We start from the raw sequence: 16465 nt of genomic DNA, 5'->3' as shown, positions 1-16465 counted from the left end.
AATTTTTCTTTTTAAATGGATAAAGTTAATCTTAGATTCGCGTTTTTTTTTAAAGCAGCAAAAAGCATTTTGCAAAGAAATTCGTTAATTCGTGGCAAAAAAATAGTACGGAAAAATCGCGGACTATTTGAAAGCAGAAGCCACGAATGCACGAATTTTTCTTTTTAAAAGGATAAAGTTAATCTTAGATTCGCGGTTTTTTTTAAAGCAGTAAAAAGCATTTGCAAATAAATTCGTGAATTCGTGGCAAAAAAGCAATGTTTTTTTTCAGGATCTTATGCTTTTTATTTAATAACTAAAATGCTTTTGCTTTCTTTGTGTTAAAATTTTTAAAAATGAGCAACGATCAGAAACTGGAAGCCAAATACGGATTGTTTACCGCCATTTCGATGGTGATTGGCCAGGTAATTGGTTCCGGCATTTTCTTTAAAGTAGACGATGTTCTATTGGCAACACAGGGAAATGTTCTGGCCGGGCTTTTAGGTTTTATCATTGTAGGCGTCAGCGTTGTGTTCGCGGGAATTTCAATGGCGAATTATGCAGAACTTTTACCGAAAGATGGGGGAATTCTAAATTACGTGAATTACAGATTCGGCGAAACGACAAGTTACTTTGTGGGCTGGATGTATATGAGTTTATTCTATCCCGCTCTTACAGCCGTTCTATTCACGGTTTCCGGAATTTATATCGCACACTTGCTGGCAGAGTTCATGAATTTCGAACCCACACCTTTGCACTTTGCACTGATTGGGTTTGTTAATTTAGTGATCTTCTTTTTCATCAACATTTTCCGACCGAAAAGCAGTGGAGTTTTTCAGCAGCTGACAACGGTTTTGAAAGTTTTACCTTTAATATTTATCGCCTCAATAGGAATTTTAAGTTTATTTAAAGGAGAGGTAAGTGAGGTGAACACTTTTACTCAGGTTGGAAGCGGGCTGCAAAATCAATCGTTTATTCTTCTGGTGGCGGCGAGTTTTATTCCTATTTCATTTGCATTTGACGGTTGGTATATTGCCACGCAGATTTCTGGCGAGATTAAAAATTCAAAGAAAAACCTGCCGAAAGCTTTAATTATAGGAACTGTTTCAGTGATGGTGATTTATATCGCTTACTATTTGGGAATCGTTCTGCGGATGAGCGGCGAAGAAATTATTCAGTTAAAAGATACTTATATCACAGAGTTTGCACGGAAAACTGCATCGAATTCCGGGGCGATACTAATGCAGCTTTTTATTATTATTTCGGTTTTAGGAACTTCGAATGGATTATTGTTGGCCACGATTCGGGTTCCGTACCAGTTTTCAAATTTAGAAAAGTCGAAGAAATTTCTGAATTTAAATAAAATCAATGAAAAAACAAAAATGCCCGTTAACAGTGCGGTTTTCGGAACATTAATTATTATATTTTACCTCTTCGTCTATTATATCAACAATACCCATCCTTATCTTACGCAGATTAACTTTGATCTTTCTGCCATTCCTATTGTTTTTATTTATTTGGTTAATGGGGCTTTATTTCTTGGTTTATTTCAATTGTTTAAGAAAAAGATATTTACCAGCAATTCTTTTTTCAAAAAAGTGATTACCATTATTGCTGTTTTAGGAAATGCAGTGGTGCTGTTTGGGACGGCAACTGCACCGAATGGACTCACTTACTTCGTCATCAATATTGTATTCGTTCTCGCAGGTTTTCTGCTGATGAAACGAACATGATAAAAATCACGGTCTTTAATTTTGCTCATTTTCAGACTTTTAAGCATTTGTCCTAAAGTTTATTTAGAATAATTACAAATAGCCTTGTCTAATAGTAAACTGTTTTTTACTTTTGCGCTGTTATTTTAATTCAGTCTAAATAAAAACGTCTTATGAAAAAACAGATTATTTCACTTGGAGCTTTAATGATTGTCGCCACACTAAGTGCGCAAATGAAGTATGAGCCAATAAGTGATACTCTTAAAATCCAACAAATAGAAGATATCAATCTTCATAAAACTGGGAATCCAAATAAAGCAAGACCAATGTCGTCGAAATCGAATTTGACGATGATGGAAAACCCACAGCCTGTGGCAATTGTTACCCACGAAATTATCGAGCAGCAACAGGCAAAACAGCTGAGCGATGTTCTGCAAAATGTAAATGGATTGTATATTTCTTCTTCCAGAGGAAATTCTCAGGACAGTTTTGGCGGACGTGGATTTAATTTCGGGAACGATAATATTTTCAAAAATGGAGCTCGGGTAAACAGCGGTGTTTTTCCTGAAGTTTCCGGCTTAGAAAGAGTAGAAGTATTGAAAGGTGGAAATGCCATGTTGTACGGAAACGTAGCAGCGGGTGGCGTGGTCAATTTAATTACGAAAAAACCGAGATTCGACTTTGGCGGAAGTGTCGGATTGAGTGCCGGAAGCTGGAATACCTATAAACCAACCGTTGATTTTTACGGTCCATTATCTAAAAATGTAGCTTTTCGAGTCAATGGAGCTTATGAAACGGCTGACAGTTTTAGAGATGTGGTTTCTTCGGCAAAATATTATTTCAATCCATCATTCTTATTTAATATCGGGGAAAATTCTCAGTTGATTTTAGAAGCAGATTATTTGAAAAATGATTTTACACCGGATTTCGGAGTTGGCTCAATTATCAATAAAGATGATTCTTACTCCATAAATACTTTATTGCCAAGAAATGCATTTTTTGGCGCCGACTGGCAATTTCAAAATGTACAGCAGGCCACGACGGGAATAACTTTTAATCATCAGTTTAATGATGTCTGGACTTTAAACGCGGTTGCATCTTATCAGAATTATACTAAGGATTATTTTTCAACAGAAAGAGTGCAGTGGAGTTATGATGTGGCAGACCGATTGAATTGGAAACGTCCGCTCAACAGAACTTATAATGAACAGAATTATACTTCATTACAGGTGAACCTAAATGGTGAAGTAAAAACCGGAAGTGTCAGTCATAAAATTTTGGTGGGTACCGATGGAGACTACGGAACGGCTGATTCTTACACTTATCTTGATCCCAAAAACGGAAAAACTTTTGGAACCTCTTATTTATACGGAACGAATGGCGCGGCTGACGGTACTGTTTATTTAGAAGATCCAACAACCTGGACTGCAGGCGCAATGCCGGACGCCATCAAAAAAGACAGAAACAGAATTCCAACCCAAAGATTCGGAATTTACGCTCAGGATTATATTGAACTTTCAGATCAATTTAAAGTATTGGCTGGTTTAAGGTGGTCGTACATTGAAAATAAAGAATCTGAGAAAGTAAATTTTGCCGATGGAAAAATCACTCCCGGAGCAGGAACTGTGGATAGAGCTTTTTCTCCAAAAGGAGGTTTGGTTTATATGCCCAACAATAACTTATCACTTTTCGCAACTTATACCAATTCCTTCTCCGCCAATACGGGACAGGATATCAATGGGAATTCTCTGAAACCTTCGTTAATCGACCAGTTTGAAGTGGGAATGAAACATAATTTCTGGAATAACGCAGTCGCTTTAAATCTTTCCGTTTATCAGATTGAGAACAGAAATTTTTATCAGACAGCAGAATTTAAAGCAGATGGAACGCCGAATGTTGATTCAAACATTAAAGATTTTGCGGGTAAAATGCGTAGCCAGGGTGTAGAATTAGATATTACAGGAAATCCTTATCCAAACCTGTCGATTATCGCGGGAGCATCTTATAACCATTCAGTTTATTTGGATACGCCTGCTGATTTCGGATATGTTGAAAACCAGCGACTCGTGAGAACTCCTGCCACCACAGCAAACGCATCCGTTTTCTATACCTTTAATCAGTATGTGAAAGGATTAAAATTAGGCGCAAGTGTTTACTTCGTAGGAGACAGACTTGCCGGCTGGAATGATACAAAAGCCACCAATGCTACAAGAGACGGCGTTTCCAGATTATTCAAAGTGGATGATTATGTAACCGCATCTTTATCTGCCGGATATGACTGGAAGAAGTTTTCCATCATGGGAAAAGTTGGAAATCTGTTTGACACCGTGAATTACAATGTTCACGAAAATTACTCGGTAAACCCGATTACGCCAAGAAATTTCTATGTGACCTTAACTTATAAACTATAATTTAAAACCTTCATATCATCTTAAATTCATAGCAACAGCGGTGGAAATTTCGGTTTCCACTTCTGTTATTAAAAGTAAAAAACAAAAAACAAAAACAGAAAACTATGGCAGCAATTAAGGACACCAAGTCATTCATGCGGATCACGCACCGTTATCTAGGTTATTTCGCAGCGGGAATTATGGCCGTATATTCCATCAGTGGAGTATTGTTAATTTACCGCGATACCAATTTCCTGAAAAAAGAAAATAAAACCGAAATCGTATTGAAACCCAATATGACGGAAAAAGAACTGGCCAAGGAAATCAAAATGAAAAATATTGAGTTCCAGCCAGGGGAAGGTGATCTGAAAATTTTTGAACAGGGAACCTATAATCTCCAAACAGGCGAGGCAAAATATACTAAAATGCAGTTGCCGATCGTGCTGGAGAAATTTAATCAGCTGCATAAATCAACCTCGAAACACCGATATGCTTCTTTGAATGCGGTATTTGGACTTGTCTTATTTTTCTTTGTGATCTCCTCATTCTGGATGTTTAATTTCAAATCAAAAGCCTTCCGAAGAGGAATGATTTACGCCGGAATTGGATTTGTTCTGGCTTTGATTATGGTATTCTTTCAATAGAGAATTATAAGTACACGAAGTGTAAATTTTTTAATGAGAGTTTCTGAAGAGAAAAGAAATTGTCTTCTTTGATCTTAAAGTTGAATTATATTTTAATATTTTCTAACGGTGTAAATCTCAGTTTAGAATCTAATTTTCTTTCGGAACGTCCTTCATAGTCCTGATTGCAGCGGCATCCTTTTATGGAGCTTCAGCGGAATAAAAGATACAGCGGAAAGCAGGTTCCCGACTCCTGAAAAAAAAAATCTTACGCTGTAATTATTTAAATATTAGGACTGGTGAATGAGAATATTTCATTATCTTTGCAGCCTTAATTAATCGGGACGAGTTCCCACAAATTCAAACATTTATGTCAGTAAAAATCAGATTACAGAGACACGGTAAAAAAGGAAAACCTTTTTATCACATCGTAGTTGCCGATGCAAGAGCAAGTAGAGATGGTAAATTCATCGAAAAAATTGGTACTTACAATCCAATCACTAATCCAGCGGTAATTGAACTTAATGTAGATGCTGCAGTAAAATGGTTAGGAAACGGAGCGCAACCTACCGATACGGCTCGTGCAATCCTTTCTTACAAAGGGGTACTTTACAAAAGACACTTACAGGGTGGAGTAGCGAAAGGTGCTTTTGATCAGGCTGAAGCCGATAAAAAATTCGCAGCGTGGTTAGAAGGAAAAGAGCAAAAAGTTCTTGGTAAAAAAGACGGTTTGGCAAAATCTAAAGAAGATGCTAAAAAAGCAGCTTTAGATGCTGAAACAAAAGTAAACCAAGATAGAGTAGCTGCTGCACAGAAATTAGTTGATGACGCAAAAGCTGAGGCTGATGCTAAAATCGCTGAAGCAAAAGCAGCTGAAGAAGCAGCTAATGCACCAGTTGTAGAAGAAGCAGCTCCGGAAGTTACTGAAGAACCAACTGCAGAAGCAGAAGGAACTGAAGAAACTCAGGCTTAATAAAATTTCTTATCTTTAAGAATTATGGAGACGTCATTATTGACGTCTCTGTTATTTTAAAACACTTTATATTTGCACCATGAAAAAAGAAGATTGCTATTTTTTAGGAAAAATTACCCGAAGACACGGATTACATGGAAATGTATTCCTGAAATTAGATACAGATCAACCTGAAATGTACTCTAAATTAGACACCGTATTTGTGGATATCAACGGTTTATTGGTGCCTTTTTTTATTGCCAGACAGTCTTGGAGCAAAGGCGAAACGCTGATTGTTTCTTTCAAAAATTCTACTGAAGCATTGGTAGATCAGGTGGTGGGTAAAGATGTTTACCTTCCGCTTTCCGGTTTGCCGAAATTGACGGGTAACAAATTCTATTACCACGAAGTTATAGGTTTTGAAATCCGCGAAGAAGACGGTAAATCCTGCGGTATTATCGAGTCGGTCAATGACCAAACCGGCCAGCATTATTTCGTGCTTACTTTGGCGGGCAAACAAATCGTTATTCCGATTATCAAAGACTGGATTCTGGAAATAAACCGCGAAGAAAAGTTTCTGAAAATGTCTTTGCCAGAAGGTTTGATGGATGTTTTCTTGATTCCTTCTAAGAAAGACGAGTAAATCTTTTTCTATTTTTTTTCAACAGCTTATACCTTCGAAAGTTAATTCGTTAATTTTTTTGGGCGACAATTTCCGCCTACCGTTCCCGCTTTTTTGCTCCACTGCGTTTCGCAAAAAGAGCTCCACTCAAGTCGGGTCGCAACTGGGATTTCAAAATAAATTTTCATTGCTTATTAGTTAGGTTACTAATTCGATATTATGGGAGGTTACATTTAAAATGATTTCATTATATTTATGATGCATTTCCCCATAAATGAAAGTAGAAAATTGAAGAATTTACAGACCTAATTTTCCCAAAACAGCAAGATTATCTTCGGAAATATAATAATCCAATCGAGCTTGATAAAGCAATCTTATATCCAGTCCGATCAATTCAAATGCTTTTTAACAAGCGTTTTTTTTATGATAATTTTTGCCTAAGAGCAAATTTTACGCCAATTTTTAGTAAGTTTGCATATATAGGATTATGAAATGCGGAGCCTGGGCGATTCGCAGGACACATTAAAATTGAATACTTACGAATGAGAACGACTATTAAAGAATTATTAGGAGATTATAAAAAACTGATACACCACGATATCACAGTGCAGGGCTGGGTAAGAGCATTCCGCTCCAACCGGTTTATCGCTTTGAATGATGGTTCCACGATCAACAATTTACAGGTGGTTGTCGACTTTGAACAGTTTGATGAAAACATTCTTAAAAACATCAGCAACGCGGCTTCATTGAAAATTGTCGGTGAGGTTGTAGAAAGTCAGGGAGCGGGACAAAATATCGAAATCATTGCTAAAAAGATTATCATCTTAGGAGATAACTTTACCGAAGAAAGAGATAAAACGATTCTTCAGCCAAAGAAACATTCATTGGAAATTTTGCGTGAACAGGCGCATTTGCGTTTCCGTACGAACTTATTCAGTGCGGTTTTCAGAGTGAGGAGTTCGGTGAGTTTTGCGATTCATCAGTTCTTTAATCAGAACCAGTTTTTCTATATGAACACGCCGATTATTACCGGTGCAGATGCGGAAGGAGCTGGGGAAATGTTTGGCGTTACCAATTTCGATATGAATGAAATCCCGCGTGATGAAAATGGTGCGATCGATTTCGCAGAGGACTTTTTTGGTAAGAAAACCAATTTAACGGTTTCCGGTCAGTTAAGTGCAGAAACGGCAATGATGGGTTTGGGCAGAGTGTATACTTTCGGACCAACCTTCCGTGCAGAAAATTCGAATACTACCCGTCACCTTGCAGAATTCTGGATGGTAGAACCTGAAGTTGCTTTTAATAATTTAGAAGACAATATCGATCTTGCAGAAGATTTCTTAAAATACGTCATTAATTATGTTTTGGAAAATTGCAAAGATGATCTGGAGTTTTTAGACAAGAGATTTGCAGAAGAGCAAAAACAAAAACCTGAGAAAGACAGAGCTTCCGAAGGATTAATAGAGAAACTGCAAAACGTAATTCAGAAAAGATTCAAACGGGTTTCTTATACCGAAGCGATTGATATCCTGAAAAATTCGAAAGAAAATAAAAAAGGTAAATTCCAGTTTCCTATTGATGAATGGGGCGCAGATTTGCAAAGTGAGCACGAGCGGTTCCTGGTAGAAAAGCATTTTGAAAGTCCGGTCGTTCTTTTTGATTATCCGAAAGATATCAAAGCATTTTACATGAAACTGAATGAAGACGGCAAAACTGTTGCAGCGATGGATGTTTTATTCCCGGGCATTGGTGAGATCATCGGAGGTTCTCAGAGAGAAGATAAATTCGATGTGCTGAAAGCCAAAATGAAAGACATGAACGTAGATGAGGAGGAACTTTGGTGGTATCTGGATACCAGAAAATTCGGTTCTGTGCCGCACGCAGGTTTCGGACTGGGATTAGAAAGGCTGGTGCTTTTCGTAACGGGAATGACTAACATCAGAGATGTAATTCCTTTCCCAAGAACGCCTAATAGTGCAGAGTTTTAAGGAAATTTTTTTTAATTTTATCTTTAATATAAATGTTGTTATGCTTTTAAAATTCAGCAATAGTGATATTGCGGAATTCGATGAAGCACTAACACGAGACTCAAGATGAAATTTAAGCATATCATAAAAAGAAAAACAGTAAATAAAAGCACAAAAATATGTTGAAACAAAATCTTCAAATGAGACTCGGCCAGAAATTGGCCCCGCAACAAATTCAGTTGATGAAGTTGATTCAACTTCACACGCTGGAATTTGAAGAAGAATTAGAACGCGAACTCGAAGAGAATCCTGCCTTGGAAAAGGTGCAGGAAGAAAATAAAGAAGAGGATTATGCTTCGCTCGATGAGAAATTTGAAGAGGAAGGCAATGAAAGTATCGACACCGATTTCGATGTGAATGACTATATTTTCGATGACGAACCTGCCTATAAATCATCCGCCAATAATTATTCTGCTGACGATGAAGAGTTTGATAATCAATCACTTTTAACCGAAGGTGAATCTTTATATGATTACCTTTTAGAGCAAATTCGTTTGGCAAATGTAGATGGTGATGATTTGAAAATTGCAGAATATATCATCGGAAACCTCGATAACGATGGCTATCTTCGTAGAGAAGTAAAGCAGTTGGTAGATGATTTGGCCTTTTCACAAGGTTTGATTACAACTACAGAAAGAGTAACTGAGATTTTAGAAAATTACGTGCAGAAATTAGATCCACCGGGAGTGGGCGCCAGAGGTTTGCAGGAATGCCTTCTGCTGCAGATTGAGAAAAAAGTAAGTGCCGATAAAGCGGTAATTTTAGCGGGAAATATCCTGAGAAATCAGTTTGATGCGTTAACCAATAAGCATTACAATAAGATTATCCAGAAATACGATATTGAAGAAGACGATCTAAAAGCTGCTTTGGAAGTGATTTCAAAATTGTCTCCGAAAGTGGGTGGAAACTATGATACGCAGACCATTACCATTAATAATGAAATTATTCCGGATTTTTTAATTACCGTTAAAGATAACGGACCGAGAGGCGTGGATGTTATTCCTTCTTTGAACAGTAAAAACGCCCCGTCTTTGAGGGTTTCAGATGAGTACAAAGATATTTTAACTACCTATTCCCATGATAAAAAATCGGCGGAACACAAGCAGGCAGCACTTTTTATTAAACAGAAATTAGATGCGGCGAAATGGTATATCGATGCGATTAATCAGCGCCAGAATACTTTACTGCAAACGATTTCTGCCATCGTTCAGCTACAGAAAGAATATTTCATTACCGCGGACGACAAGTCGCTGAAACCGATGATTCTGAAAGATGTGGCAGATATTACGGGTTTCGATATTTCTACAATTTCCCGTGTGGTAAAAAGCAAATATGCCGATACACCGAATGGAATCGTTTATTTGAAAAGTCTCTTTTCAGATTCGTTGACAAATGATGACGGTGAAGAAGTTTCTACCAAAGAAATCAAAACCCATTTGATGGAAGTGATAGAAAATGAGAACAAAAGAAAACCTCATACAGATGATGCTCTGGTTGGCCTTTTGAAAGAAAAAGGATATAATATCGCCAGACGTACAATTGCGAAATACCGCGAGCAGCTGAATATTCCGGTGGCCCGGTTGAGAAAAGAATTGTAAAATTTCACAGTAAAGAACAGAAAAAGAAGAGGAGGATTTTAATTAATTCTCCTCTTCTATGTTTTGTAGCTGTTTCAGATTTTTCCCCAATCTTCGGAGGATGAATCCGTAAACGATGCGGTAATAGATCCAGATTAAAACAACGCTGATTCCCATGGTTAGGATTAAACCTGTGATAAAACCAGTTATTGTGGGATTTGTAAATTCAACATTTTGTTCGATTAAAACCGTGATCGTGAATACTCCTAAAATCAGCGTAAATAAGATCACCAAACCGATATTGGCAACGATAAACAGTTGAACCGTTTTTTTGAATTTAATAATCTGTAGAATCAATTTTTTAAGATTCGATTCGATTTTTATTTTTCGGTAATTTTGATAGAATAAGTACACGAAAATTCCTGTGAGACCTAGACTGACCATTTTTAAAACAAGATAAAGATTAGATATTGTTCTTTCAAAACCCGCAGAATGATCGATTCCTAATTTGCCCAAAACGCTCATTAAATCCGAAGTGTCGTCTCCTAAAAAAGAATAGTACAGGTTAGCCAAAAGAATAATGATAAATTCAGCTAAACTGATCCAGAGAATATATTTCACATAATTACGCGACGATTTGTTCAGCATCGATTCTATATCTTTGCTGTCATATTTTGGCCGGACAGGTTCCTGTTGCCAGGTTTTTTTGAAATTATCTAAATCAAATTCAGGCATGTTTTTCCATTAGTTGTTTTAAAGTTTTTTTCAACCGGTTCATCTTTACTCTTGCATTAACTTCTGTAATTCCTAAGTTTCCTGCAATGTCGCGGTAGGGCAAATCATCCAGATACATGGTTACGATTGCCCGTTCTACAGTTGGCAGCATTTTGATGACTTTATAAAGGGTCGAAATGTGCTGTTGTTTTTCATCGTCAATTTCCACAAAATCGCTGTGATGATAATCCATCAGTTCATCGGTTTGCGGGGACTTTGTTTTTTTTCTGAAAAGCGTAATGGCAGTATTCAGAGCCACGCGGTACATCCAGGTAGAGATTTTCGATTGTCCTTTGAATGAGTCGTAAGAACGCCACAGTTGTAACACAATCTCCTGAAAAAGATCCTGCTCATCTTCCAAAGTATTGGTGTAAAGTCGGGAAACCTTGATAATCAAACCTTGATTATCCTTAATTAGTTTCGCAAATTCCTTTTCTTTGGCACTCAAATCTGAAGATTTTTCTAAAAAGCGAAGATAATTTTTTTAAATTGAAAACTAAAGAAATTCAGAGACAAACATTCAATTATCGATTTCACTCGCGGAGGTTTTCACTCAATCTTGCATCTAATTTATTATATTTGCTCCATGATTCTACGCGGAGAAAATTTAATTAAAGAATACGGCCCGAAAAAAGTGGTAAAAGGGGTTTCTGTCGAAGTCCGGCAAGGTGAAATCGTAGGACTTCTGGGTCCCAACGGAGCCGGGAAAACCACCAGTTTTTATATGATCGTGGGTTTGGTAAAACCAACTTCAGGTAAAATTTTCTTAGACAATAAAGAAATTACCAGCGATGCAATGTACCGTAGAGCTCAAAAAGGAATTGGTTATCTGGCGCAGGAAGCATCTATTTTTAGAAAACTTTCGGTAGAAGATAATATTTTGGGCGTTCTGCAGCTGACGAAACTTTCAAAGCGGGAGCAACAAATCAAGTGCGACGAACTCATCGAAGAATTTTCCTTGCAGCATGTTCGCAAAAACCGTGGTGATTTATTATCCGGTGGTGAAAGAAGAAGAACGGAAATCGCCCGGTGTCTGGCGACCAACCCGAATTTTATTTTACTCGATGAACCTTTTGCGGGCGTAGATCCGATTGCAGTGGAAGATATTCAGAAAATTGTGAGAAGTTTGGTGGATAAAAACATCGGGATCTTAATTACAGATCACAACGTTCAGCAGACTTTAGCGATTACGCATAAAACCTATATCATGTTTGAAGGCAGAATTTTGAAAGAAGGTCTTCCGCATGATTTGGCCAATGATCCGCAGGTTCGAGATGCTTATCTTGGCGAAAACTTCGTTTATCAGGATATTTTAAATAAACCGAAGAAAAAATCTTTTGTCTATAATATCTGGGCCGGAAATTTTGATTCTAAAAATCAGTTTCAACATTTTGTAGATGAAAATTTTCAGAATACCGATAATCTGCGGTTGATGTACGGTTTTGAAGACATCAGTTTTGCATCGTTAGCGAATTCTGAAATTGAACATATCTTTAATGAAGTGGTAGACAAAAATTCCAATAATTCTTTTCTGTTTCAAAAGAAAGAAATCAACAGCAATTATTCTTTGGAAGAAGCAGAATCAAATTCAAAACTGGTCAGCAAACCCGAACTGCATTATTTAACCAGTTTCAGTTTTGAATTGTAAAGGATTGTTTTTTATTTTTTATCGCTTTCATTTTTATTAATTGATCGTGGTCGGTTTTTTGTAGGTTAGAATATTTCCAATTTTTTCTATTTTAAACGATGCCTAAACCATTCAACAGAACGATTACGCTTTATAATATTTATCAGCAACTGGTGCCTTTCATTAAACCTTACCGGTTGATGATGTACGGCACTTTATTTCTGACATTTATCGGTGCCCTGATGGCGCAGGTGAATCCTTTGGTTTTAAAATATACCGTTGACGAAGTCACCAAACTTACGCTGCTTCCAAATCCGATGGACGAAGGGATTCATGTTTTGGTTATCATATCCGCCATTTTACTTGGGAAAGAAGTCATGAATATTTTCATTCAGTTTGGCCAGAAATTCTATGGGGAGAAAATCAGAATTAACACGAGTTCAGTTCTCGCTCAAACGGCCATTGATAAAATACTGACGTACAGTGTTGCCTTTTATAATGATGAGAACCACGAGTCCGGAAAACTTCAGCAAAGGATAGACCGCGGAATTGAAAGTTTAACCAAATTAGTTCAGAATTTCTTTATCGATATTTTGCCCATGTTTTCCAATGCGCTGATTGCGTTGGTGATTATGTATATGCAAAATGTGTATGTAGGTTTAGTTTCTACGATTGTGGTTCCTGTTTATTTTGCTATAAGTTCTTTACAGGCTAAAAAATTATCAGGCGTCCGCCGGCAGTTGCGTAATCAGCGGGAGCAAAAAACTTCCGGACTTTTAAATTTGATCAGTTCGATTATGGTGATCAAAAGTTTCGTTCGTGAAAAGTTTGAAGGAAAAAAACAGTACGATTTGCAGATGCAGTTGATGGATAGTCAGATGTTTACCCGAAGAACCAATTTTATTTATGACGGTTTAAAAACTTTTATCGAACAGATTGGAGTGGTTTTAATTATTCTGCTCACTGTTTATCTGGTACTCGATCAGCAGATGACCATCGGGGCAATTATGCTGCATATTCTTTTATTTAATAATGTTTCTGCGCCCATCCGCCAGCTTCACCGTATTTATGATGATATGAATGACGCGATGATTTATGCGGAAGGATATTTCGATATTTTAAACGCAGATGAAGAAACCGAACCGAACGGAACTTTCATTGAAGAAAATATCAAAGGAAAATTTCAGTTACAGAATGTCGATTTCACTTATCCTAATGGAACGAAAGCTTTGCATAATGTTTCTATGACCATAGAAAACGGAAAAACTACGGCGCTGGTCGGTCTAAGTGGCGCCGGGAAATCAACCATTATAAATCTTTTGTGCAAATTTTATTTTCCGGATTCGGGCCATATTTTATTGGATGAGGTCGATTTAAATGATTTCAATAATACCTCGTTGCGAAACGATATCGGTTTGGTTTTACAGAAGAACCATATTTTTCAGGGAAGTATTGAGGACAATATTCGCTACGGAAATATGAGCGCCACTTTTGAAGAAATAGAAACTGCGGCGAAAAAAGCGTACTTGCACGAGCAGATTGTCGATTTGCCGCAACAGTATAATCACGATGCAACACAGCTTTCGGGTGGACAACAGCAGCGTATTGCCATCGCCAGACTGTTTCTGAAAGATCCGCCGATCATTTTTCTCGACGAACCAACTGCAAGCCTGGATTCCGTTGCTACAGAACAGATAAAAAATTCGCTGGATGCCATTAAAGAAGGCAGAACCGTCGTTATCATTTCGCATTCTTTATCGCAGATTTTAGATTCGGATTGTATTTACGTTATGAAAAAAGGAATGGTCGTGGAAAGTGGAACGCACGACGAACTCATCAGTCTTCACGGCTCATACCGCGAAATTTTTGATGCTTCTGCACGGAGTCTTAATCTCGATAAACTCATCAGTTCCTTTAAAGAAAATTAATTTTAAAATTTAAAAATGAAAAAATATATTGTCATCATCCTTCCATTATTCGTATGGACTTCTTGCTCTAAAATCGAAGAAACAATTACTGAAACCATCGATAAAACCACTGAAAGTGTCAAACAAAAAGCACAAAATGCAGTTCATGAAACCTTGAATGAAACCGTGAGTAATTCTATAAATTCGATAACCGGTGCTGAGAATGCTCAGTTTCAGGAAGTATTTCCTCAGAGTGAACCAACCATGATTTCTGATTTTAAAGGAAAGAAATTCAGTTTCCCGAACGGATCGCCCGCTTATTTTTTTAAGTATAAAGCTGATAAAGAACTGTTGATTCCTTTTCTGGAGCAACAGGAAACTTTAAACGAAGAGAAATCTGATCAAGTGGTCAAAAAAATTGATGGTAAAAGTATCATTGACCAACTGAGTTTTGTAGAGAAGTTTCTGCCTGCAAATACCATCGATATGAGTTTTCTGGAAGATCTGAAAAATGATAAAAGCATTGAATATTACAAACTGAAAAGATTTCCAAACAGCAGCACGGTTATTTATAATCCTAAAACTCAACAGGTTTTTCAGTTTGTAGAAGTTTCCCAATAATTTAAAAAAGAAGAATGTCCCAAAATTTAATTCAGAATACACTTTCTTTTGTTAAAGAAAAATTAGAAGGTGCCGAAGCCGGTCACGATTGGTTTCATATCGAAAGAGTTTGGAAATTATCGCAAAAAATTGCTGCTGCAGAAACCTGTAATCTGGAAGTCGTTGAACTTTCTGCGCTGCTTCATGATATTGCAGATCCGAAATTTCACGACGGCGATGAAACTTTGGCTCTTAAAATATCGCGGGAATTTCTGGAAAGTCAAAATGTTTCGGATGACATAATCGAACAGGTTTTATTCATTATTAAAAATATTTCCTTTAAAAATAGAGGCGAGATTCCAGATGTTTTACCCATCGAATTGCAAATCGTTCAGGATGCCGACCGCATCGATGCCATTGGTGCGATCGGGATTGCAAGGACTTTTAATTATGGTGGCTTTAAAAATAATTTAATGTATCATCCCGATATTCATCCAAAACTGAATATGACGAAAGAAGAATATAAAAAATCGAACGGAACAACCATTAATCATTTTTATGAGAAATTGTTGCTGTTAAAAGATTTGATGAATACCGGCACCGGAAAAAAATTAGCAGAAGAACGACATGATTTTATGCTGAATTTCTTAGAACAGTTCGATCGGGAATGGAATGTAGACTAAGAGGCAGCTCTTTTAAATTTTAAACGGGTACTTGTTAATTTTATTTATCTTTACGCCATGTTTTATTTGTTTTTTCTGCTTGCAGTATTGCTTTCCTTTGGCTTGTTTTTTTCGGTGATCAAAACCGGCAGGTTCAGTATTTGGGCGAAGGTTTTTCGAATGATAATCGTCGGGATTTCCATCATTGTTTTCTCTTATTATTTCATTCAGAAAAGTCTAGATCACTTTGTAGCGGATTCTATGACCGTTCAGGTGGTCAACAAACTGCCTTTCCCGCTGGATTTTTATCTTATCAAAGTAAACAACCATGCCGATCCTGATTTGCGGTACGAAACCAGACACGTCGGAAATATCAGAAACAATTATTACAGAATTGATTATTTGAAAATGGATTCCGCCGATCAGTATTGGATTGCCGGCTATATGGGAAAGAAAAATATGGTTTATTTCTCCCAGCATTCAGTGCCAAATAAAAATGAAGACCAGATTATTGAGGTTCAAAATTATATTGTTCAGAGTTCTAAGTTGGCAGAAATTGCAAAAACGCATATAGAACAACTCAAATTCGACAATATCAAAACGGCGATCTGGATGACTTTAGGCTTGCTTCTTTTATTCTTAAACCTGGGCTTGCTGCTCAGAAAAGCCAAATCAAAAATATAGTCCTTATTTTTTAGGAAAAAATAAGGACTATAAATCGATAGTTTGGTTATAAAAATATTTTCAAATAAAGAGTTTTACAAAAATTAGTAATAAAGCAAATTCAAATTTTTCATATAAAGATATTTTCTTTTTTTTCGTTACAAAGAATTTTTTATCTATGCTTAAATGTGAATTTGTTTTTGAAGAAATTCCCATTTCTTTGCCCAAAGAATTACAGGCAGCATCAAAGCAATCGTCTATATCGTAATTAAAGGTTTTCATAACTGTGATTTATTTACATTTCATTTGAGGTCAAATAAAATGTTCTGTTTTTCTTATTGCAAAGATGA

15 protein-coding genes and 1 pseudogene are annotated in these 16465 nt (G+C 36.8%); 12 read left to right on the top strand and 4 right to left on the bottom strand.

The window, feature by feature from the left end:
- Positions 1–335: 335 nt before the first annotated feature.
- The 5 genes from QGN23_RS07770 to rimM all read left to right on the top strand — a co-directional run bounded on the left by QGN23_RS07770 (position 336) and on the right by rimM (position 6299).
- Entirely contained in the window at positions 336–1712 is a 1377-nt protein-coding gene (locus tag QGN23_RS07770) for an APC family permease (RefSeq protein ID WP_282903781.1), read from the top strand.
- 152 nt (positions 1713–1864) lie between these two features.
- Positions 1865–4102, top strand: a complete 2238-nt coding sequence (locus QGN23_RS07765) for a TonB-dependent siderophore receptor (protein ID WP_282903780.1) — start codon at positions 1865–1867, stop codon at positions 4100–4102.
- A 104-nt stretch (positions 4103–4206) separates the two neighbouring features.
- Positions 4207–4725, top strand: a complete 519-nt coding sequence (locus QGN23_RS07760; RefSeq protein ID WP_282903779.1) for a hypothetical protein — start codon at positions 4207–4209, stop codon at positions 4723–4725.
- 349 nt (positions 4726–5074) lie between these two features.
- Positions 5075–5677 (top strand): 30S ribosomal protein S16, encoded by a 603-nt coding sequence (locus tag QGN23_RS07755; RefSeq protein ID WP_282903778.1) that lies wholly within the window; start codon positions 5075–5077, stop codon positions 5675–5677.
- A gap of 79 nt (positions 5678–5756) precedes the next feature.
- Positions 5757–6299: a ribosome maturation factor RimM gene (rimM, locus tag QGN23_RS07750; protein ID WP_282903777.1), complete on the top strand. Its 543-nt coding sequence runs from the start codon at positions 5757–5759 to the stop codon at positions 6297–6299.
- A gap of 41 nt (positions 6300–6340) precedes the next feature.
- On the opposite strand, the gene QGN23_RS07745 is transcribed toward rimM, so the two are convergent.
- Entirely contained in the window at positions 6341–6466 is a 126-nt protein-coding gene (locus QGN23_RS07745) for a hypothetical protein (protein ID WP_282903776.1), read from the bottom strand.
- A 354-nt stretch (positions 6467–6820) separates the two neighbouring features.
- Here QGN23_RS07745 and asnS point away from each other — a divergent pair, with 354 nt between their 5' ends.
- Positions 6821–8266, top strand: coding sequence for an asparagine--tRNA ligase (asnS, locus tag QGN23_RS07740; protein ID WP_282903775.1), 1446 nt, complete (start codon positions 6821–6823; stop codon positions 8264–8266).
- 158 nt (positions 8267–8424) lie between these two features.
- Positions 8425–9903: an RNA polymerase factor sigma-54 gene (gene rpoN, locus QGN23_RS07735; RefSeq protein ID WP_282903774.1), complete on the top strand. Its 1479-nt coding sequence runs from the start codon at positions 8425–8427 to the stop codon at positions 9901–9903.
- Positions 9904–9945: 42 nt separating this feature from the next.
- Here rpoN and QGN23_RS07730 read toward each other — a convergent pair whose 3' ends face one another.
- Positions 9946–10617 carry a beta-carotene 15,15'-monooxygenase gene (locus QGN23_RS07730; protein ID WP_282903773.1) on the bottom strand — a complete coding sequence of 224 codons (672 nt, stop codon included), beginning with the start codon at positions 10615–10617 and terminating at the stop codon, positions 9946–9948.
- Positions 10610–11104, bottom strand: coding sequence for an RNA polymerase sigma factor (locus tag QGN23_RS07725; RefSeq protein WP_133438813.1), 495 nt, complete (start codon positions 11102–11104; stop codon positions 10610–10612). Before QGN23_RS07725 ends, QGN23_RS07730 begins: the two co-directional genes overlap by 8 nt.
- 138 nt (positions 11105–11242) lie before the next feature.
- On the opposite strand from QGN23_RS07725, the pseudogene lptB reads away from it, so the two are divergent.
- The 5 genes and pseudogenes from lptB to QGN23_RS07700 form a co-directional block, all read left to right on the top strand.
- A pseudogene (lptB, locus tag QGN23_RS07720) lies at positions 11243–11968 on the top strand (LPS export ABC transporter ATP-binding protein); the annotation flags it as partial.
- Between the two features lie 515 nt (positions 11969–12483).
- The gene (locus tag QGN23_RS07715; protein WP_282906381.1) at positions 12484–14211 is read left to right on the top strand and encodes an ABC transporter ATP-binding protein; all 1728 of its coding nucleotides are present in this window, start codon (positions 12484–12486) and stop codon (positions 14209–14211) included.
- A gap of 15 nt (positions 14212–14226) precedes the next feature.
- Positions 14227–14811 carry a hypothetical protein gene (locus QGN23_RS07710; protein WP_282903771.1) on the top strand — a complete coding sequence of 195 codons (585 nt, stop codon included), beginning with the start codon at positions 14227–14229 and terminating at the stop codon, positions 14809–14811.
- A gap of 14 nt (positions 14812–14825) precedes the next feature.
- Positions 14826–15473: an HD domain-containing protein gene (locus QGN23_RS07705; RefSeq protein ID WP_282903770.1), complete on the top strand. Its 648-nt coding sequence runs from the start codon at positions 14826–14828 to the stop codon at positions 15471–15473.
- A gap of 57 nt (positions 15474–15530) precedes the next feature.
- Entirely contained in the window at positions 15531–16136 is a 606-nt protein-coding gene (locus QGN23_RS07700) for a hypothetical protein (protein ID WP_282903769.1), read from the top strand.
- A gap of 60 nt (positions 16137–16196) precedes the next feature.
- Here QGN23_RS07700 and QGN23_RS07695 read toward each other — a convergent pair whose 3' ends face one another.
- Positions 16197–16397 carry a hypothetical protein gene (locus QGN23_RS07695; protein WP_282903768.1) on the bottom strand — a complete coding sequence of 67 codons (201 nt, stop codon included), beginning with the start codon at positions 16395–16397 and terminating at the stop codon, positions 16197–16199.
- Between the last annotated feature and the right edge of the window lie 68 nt (positions 16398–16465).

This window comes from Chryseobacterium gotjawalense (assembly GCF_030012525.1).
Taxonomy (GTDB): domain Bacteria; phylum Bacteroidota; class Bacteroidia; order Flavobacteriales; family Weeksellaceae; genus Kaistella; species Kaistella gotjawalense.
Note: the sequence above shows the minus strand (reverse complement) of the source record. Positions and strands in the feature narration are given on the sequence as shown.

Excerpts from the sequence above, each read along its gene's own strand:
- QGN23_RS07770 (WP_282903781.1), top strand. The coding sequence starts at position 336 with ATGAGCAACGATCAGAAACTGGAAGCCAAATACGGATTGTTTACCGCC.
- QGN23_RS07765 (WP_282903780.1), top strand. The coding sequence starts at position 1,865 with ATGAAAAAACAGATTATTTCACTTGGAGCTTTAATGATTGTCGCCACA.
- QGN23_RS07760 (WP_282903779.1), top strand. The coding sequence starts at position 4,207 with ATGGCAGCAATTAAGGACACCAAGTCATTCATGCGGATCACGCACCGT.
- QGN23_RS07755 (WP_282903778.1), top strand. The coding sequence starts at position 5,075 with ATGTCAGTAAAAATCAGATTACAGAGACACGGTAAAAAAGGAAAACCT.
- rimM (WP_282903777.1), top strand. The coding sequence starts at position 5,757 with ATGAAAAAAGAAGATTGCTATTTTTTAGGAAAAATTACCCGAAGACAC.
- QGN23_RS07745 (WP_282903776.1), bottom strand. The coding sequence starts at position 6,466 with ATGAAAATTTATTTTGAAATCCCAGTTGCGACCCGACTTGAGTGGAGC.
- asnS (WP_282903775.1), top strand. The coding sequence starts at position 6,821 with ATGAGAACGACTATTAAAGAATTATTAGGAGATTATAAAAAACTGATA.
- rpoN (WP_282903774.1), top strand. The coding sequence starts at position 8,425 with ATGTTGAAACAAAATCTTCAAATGAGACTCGGCCAGAAATTGGCCCCG.
- QGN23_RS07730 (WP_282903773.1), bottom strand. The coding sequence starts at position 10,617 with ATGCCTGAATTTGATTTAGATAATTTCAAAAAAACCTGGCAACAGGAA.
- QGN23_RS07715 (WP_282906381.1), top strand. The coding sequence starts at position 12,484 with ATGATGTACGGCACTTTATTTCTGACATTTATCGGTGCCCTGATGGCG.
- QGN23_RS07710 (WP_282903771.1), top strand. The coding sequence starts at position 14,227 with ATGAAAAAATATATTGTCATCATCCTTCCATTATTCGTATGGACTTCT.
- QGN23_RS07705 (WP_282903770.1), top strand. The coding sequence starts at position 14,826 with ATGTCCCAAAATTTAATTCAGAATACACTTTCTTTTGTTAAAGAAAAA.
- QGN23_RS07700 (WP_282903769.1), top strand. The coding sequence starts at position 15,531 with ATGTTTTATTTGTTTTTTCTGCTTGCAGTATTGCTTTCCTTTGGCTTG.
- QGN23_RS07695 (WP_282903768.1), bottom strand. The coding sequence starts at position 16,397 with ATGAAAACCTTTAATTACGATATAGACGATTGCTTTGATGCTGCCTGT.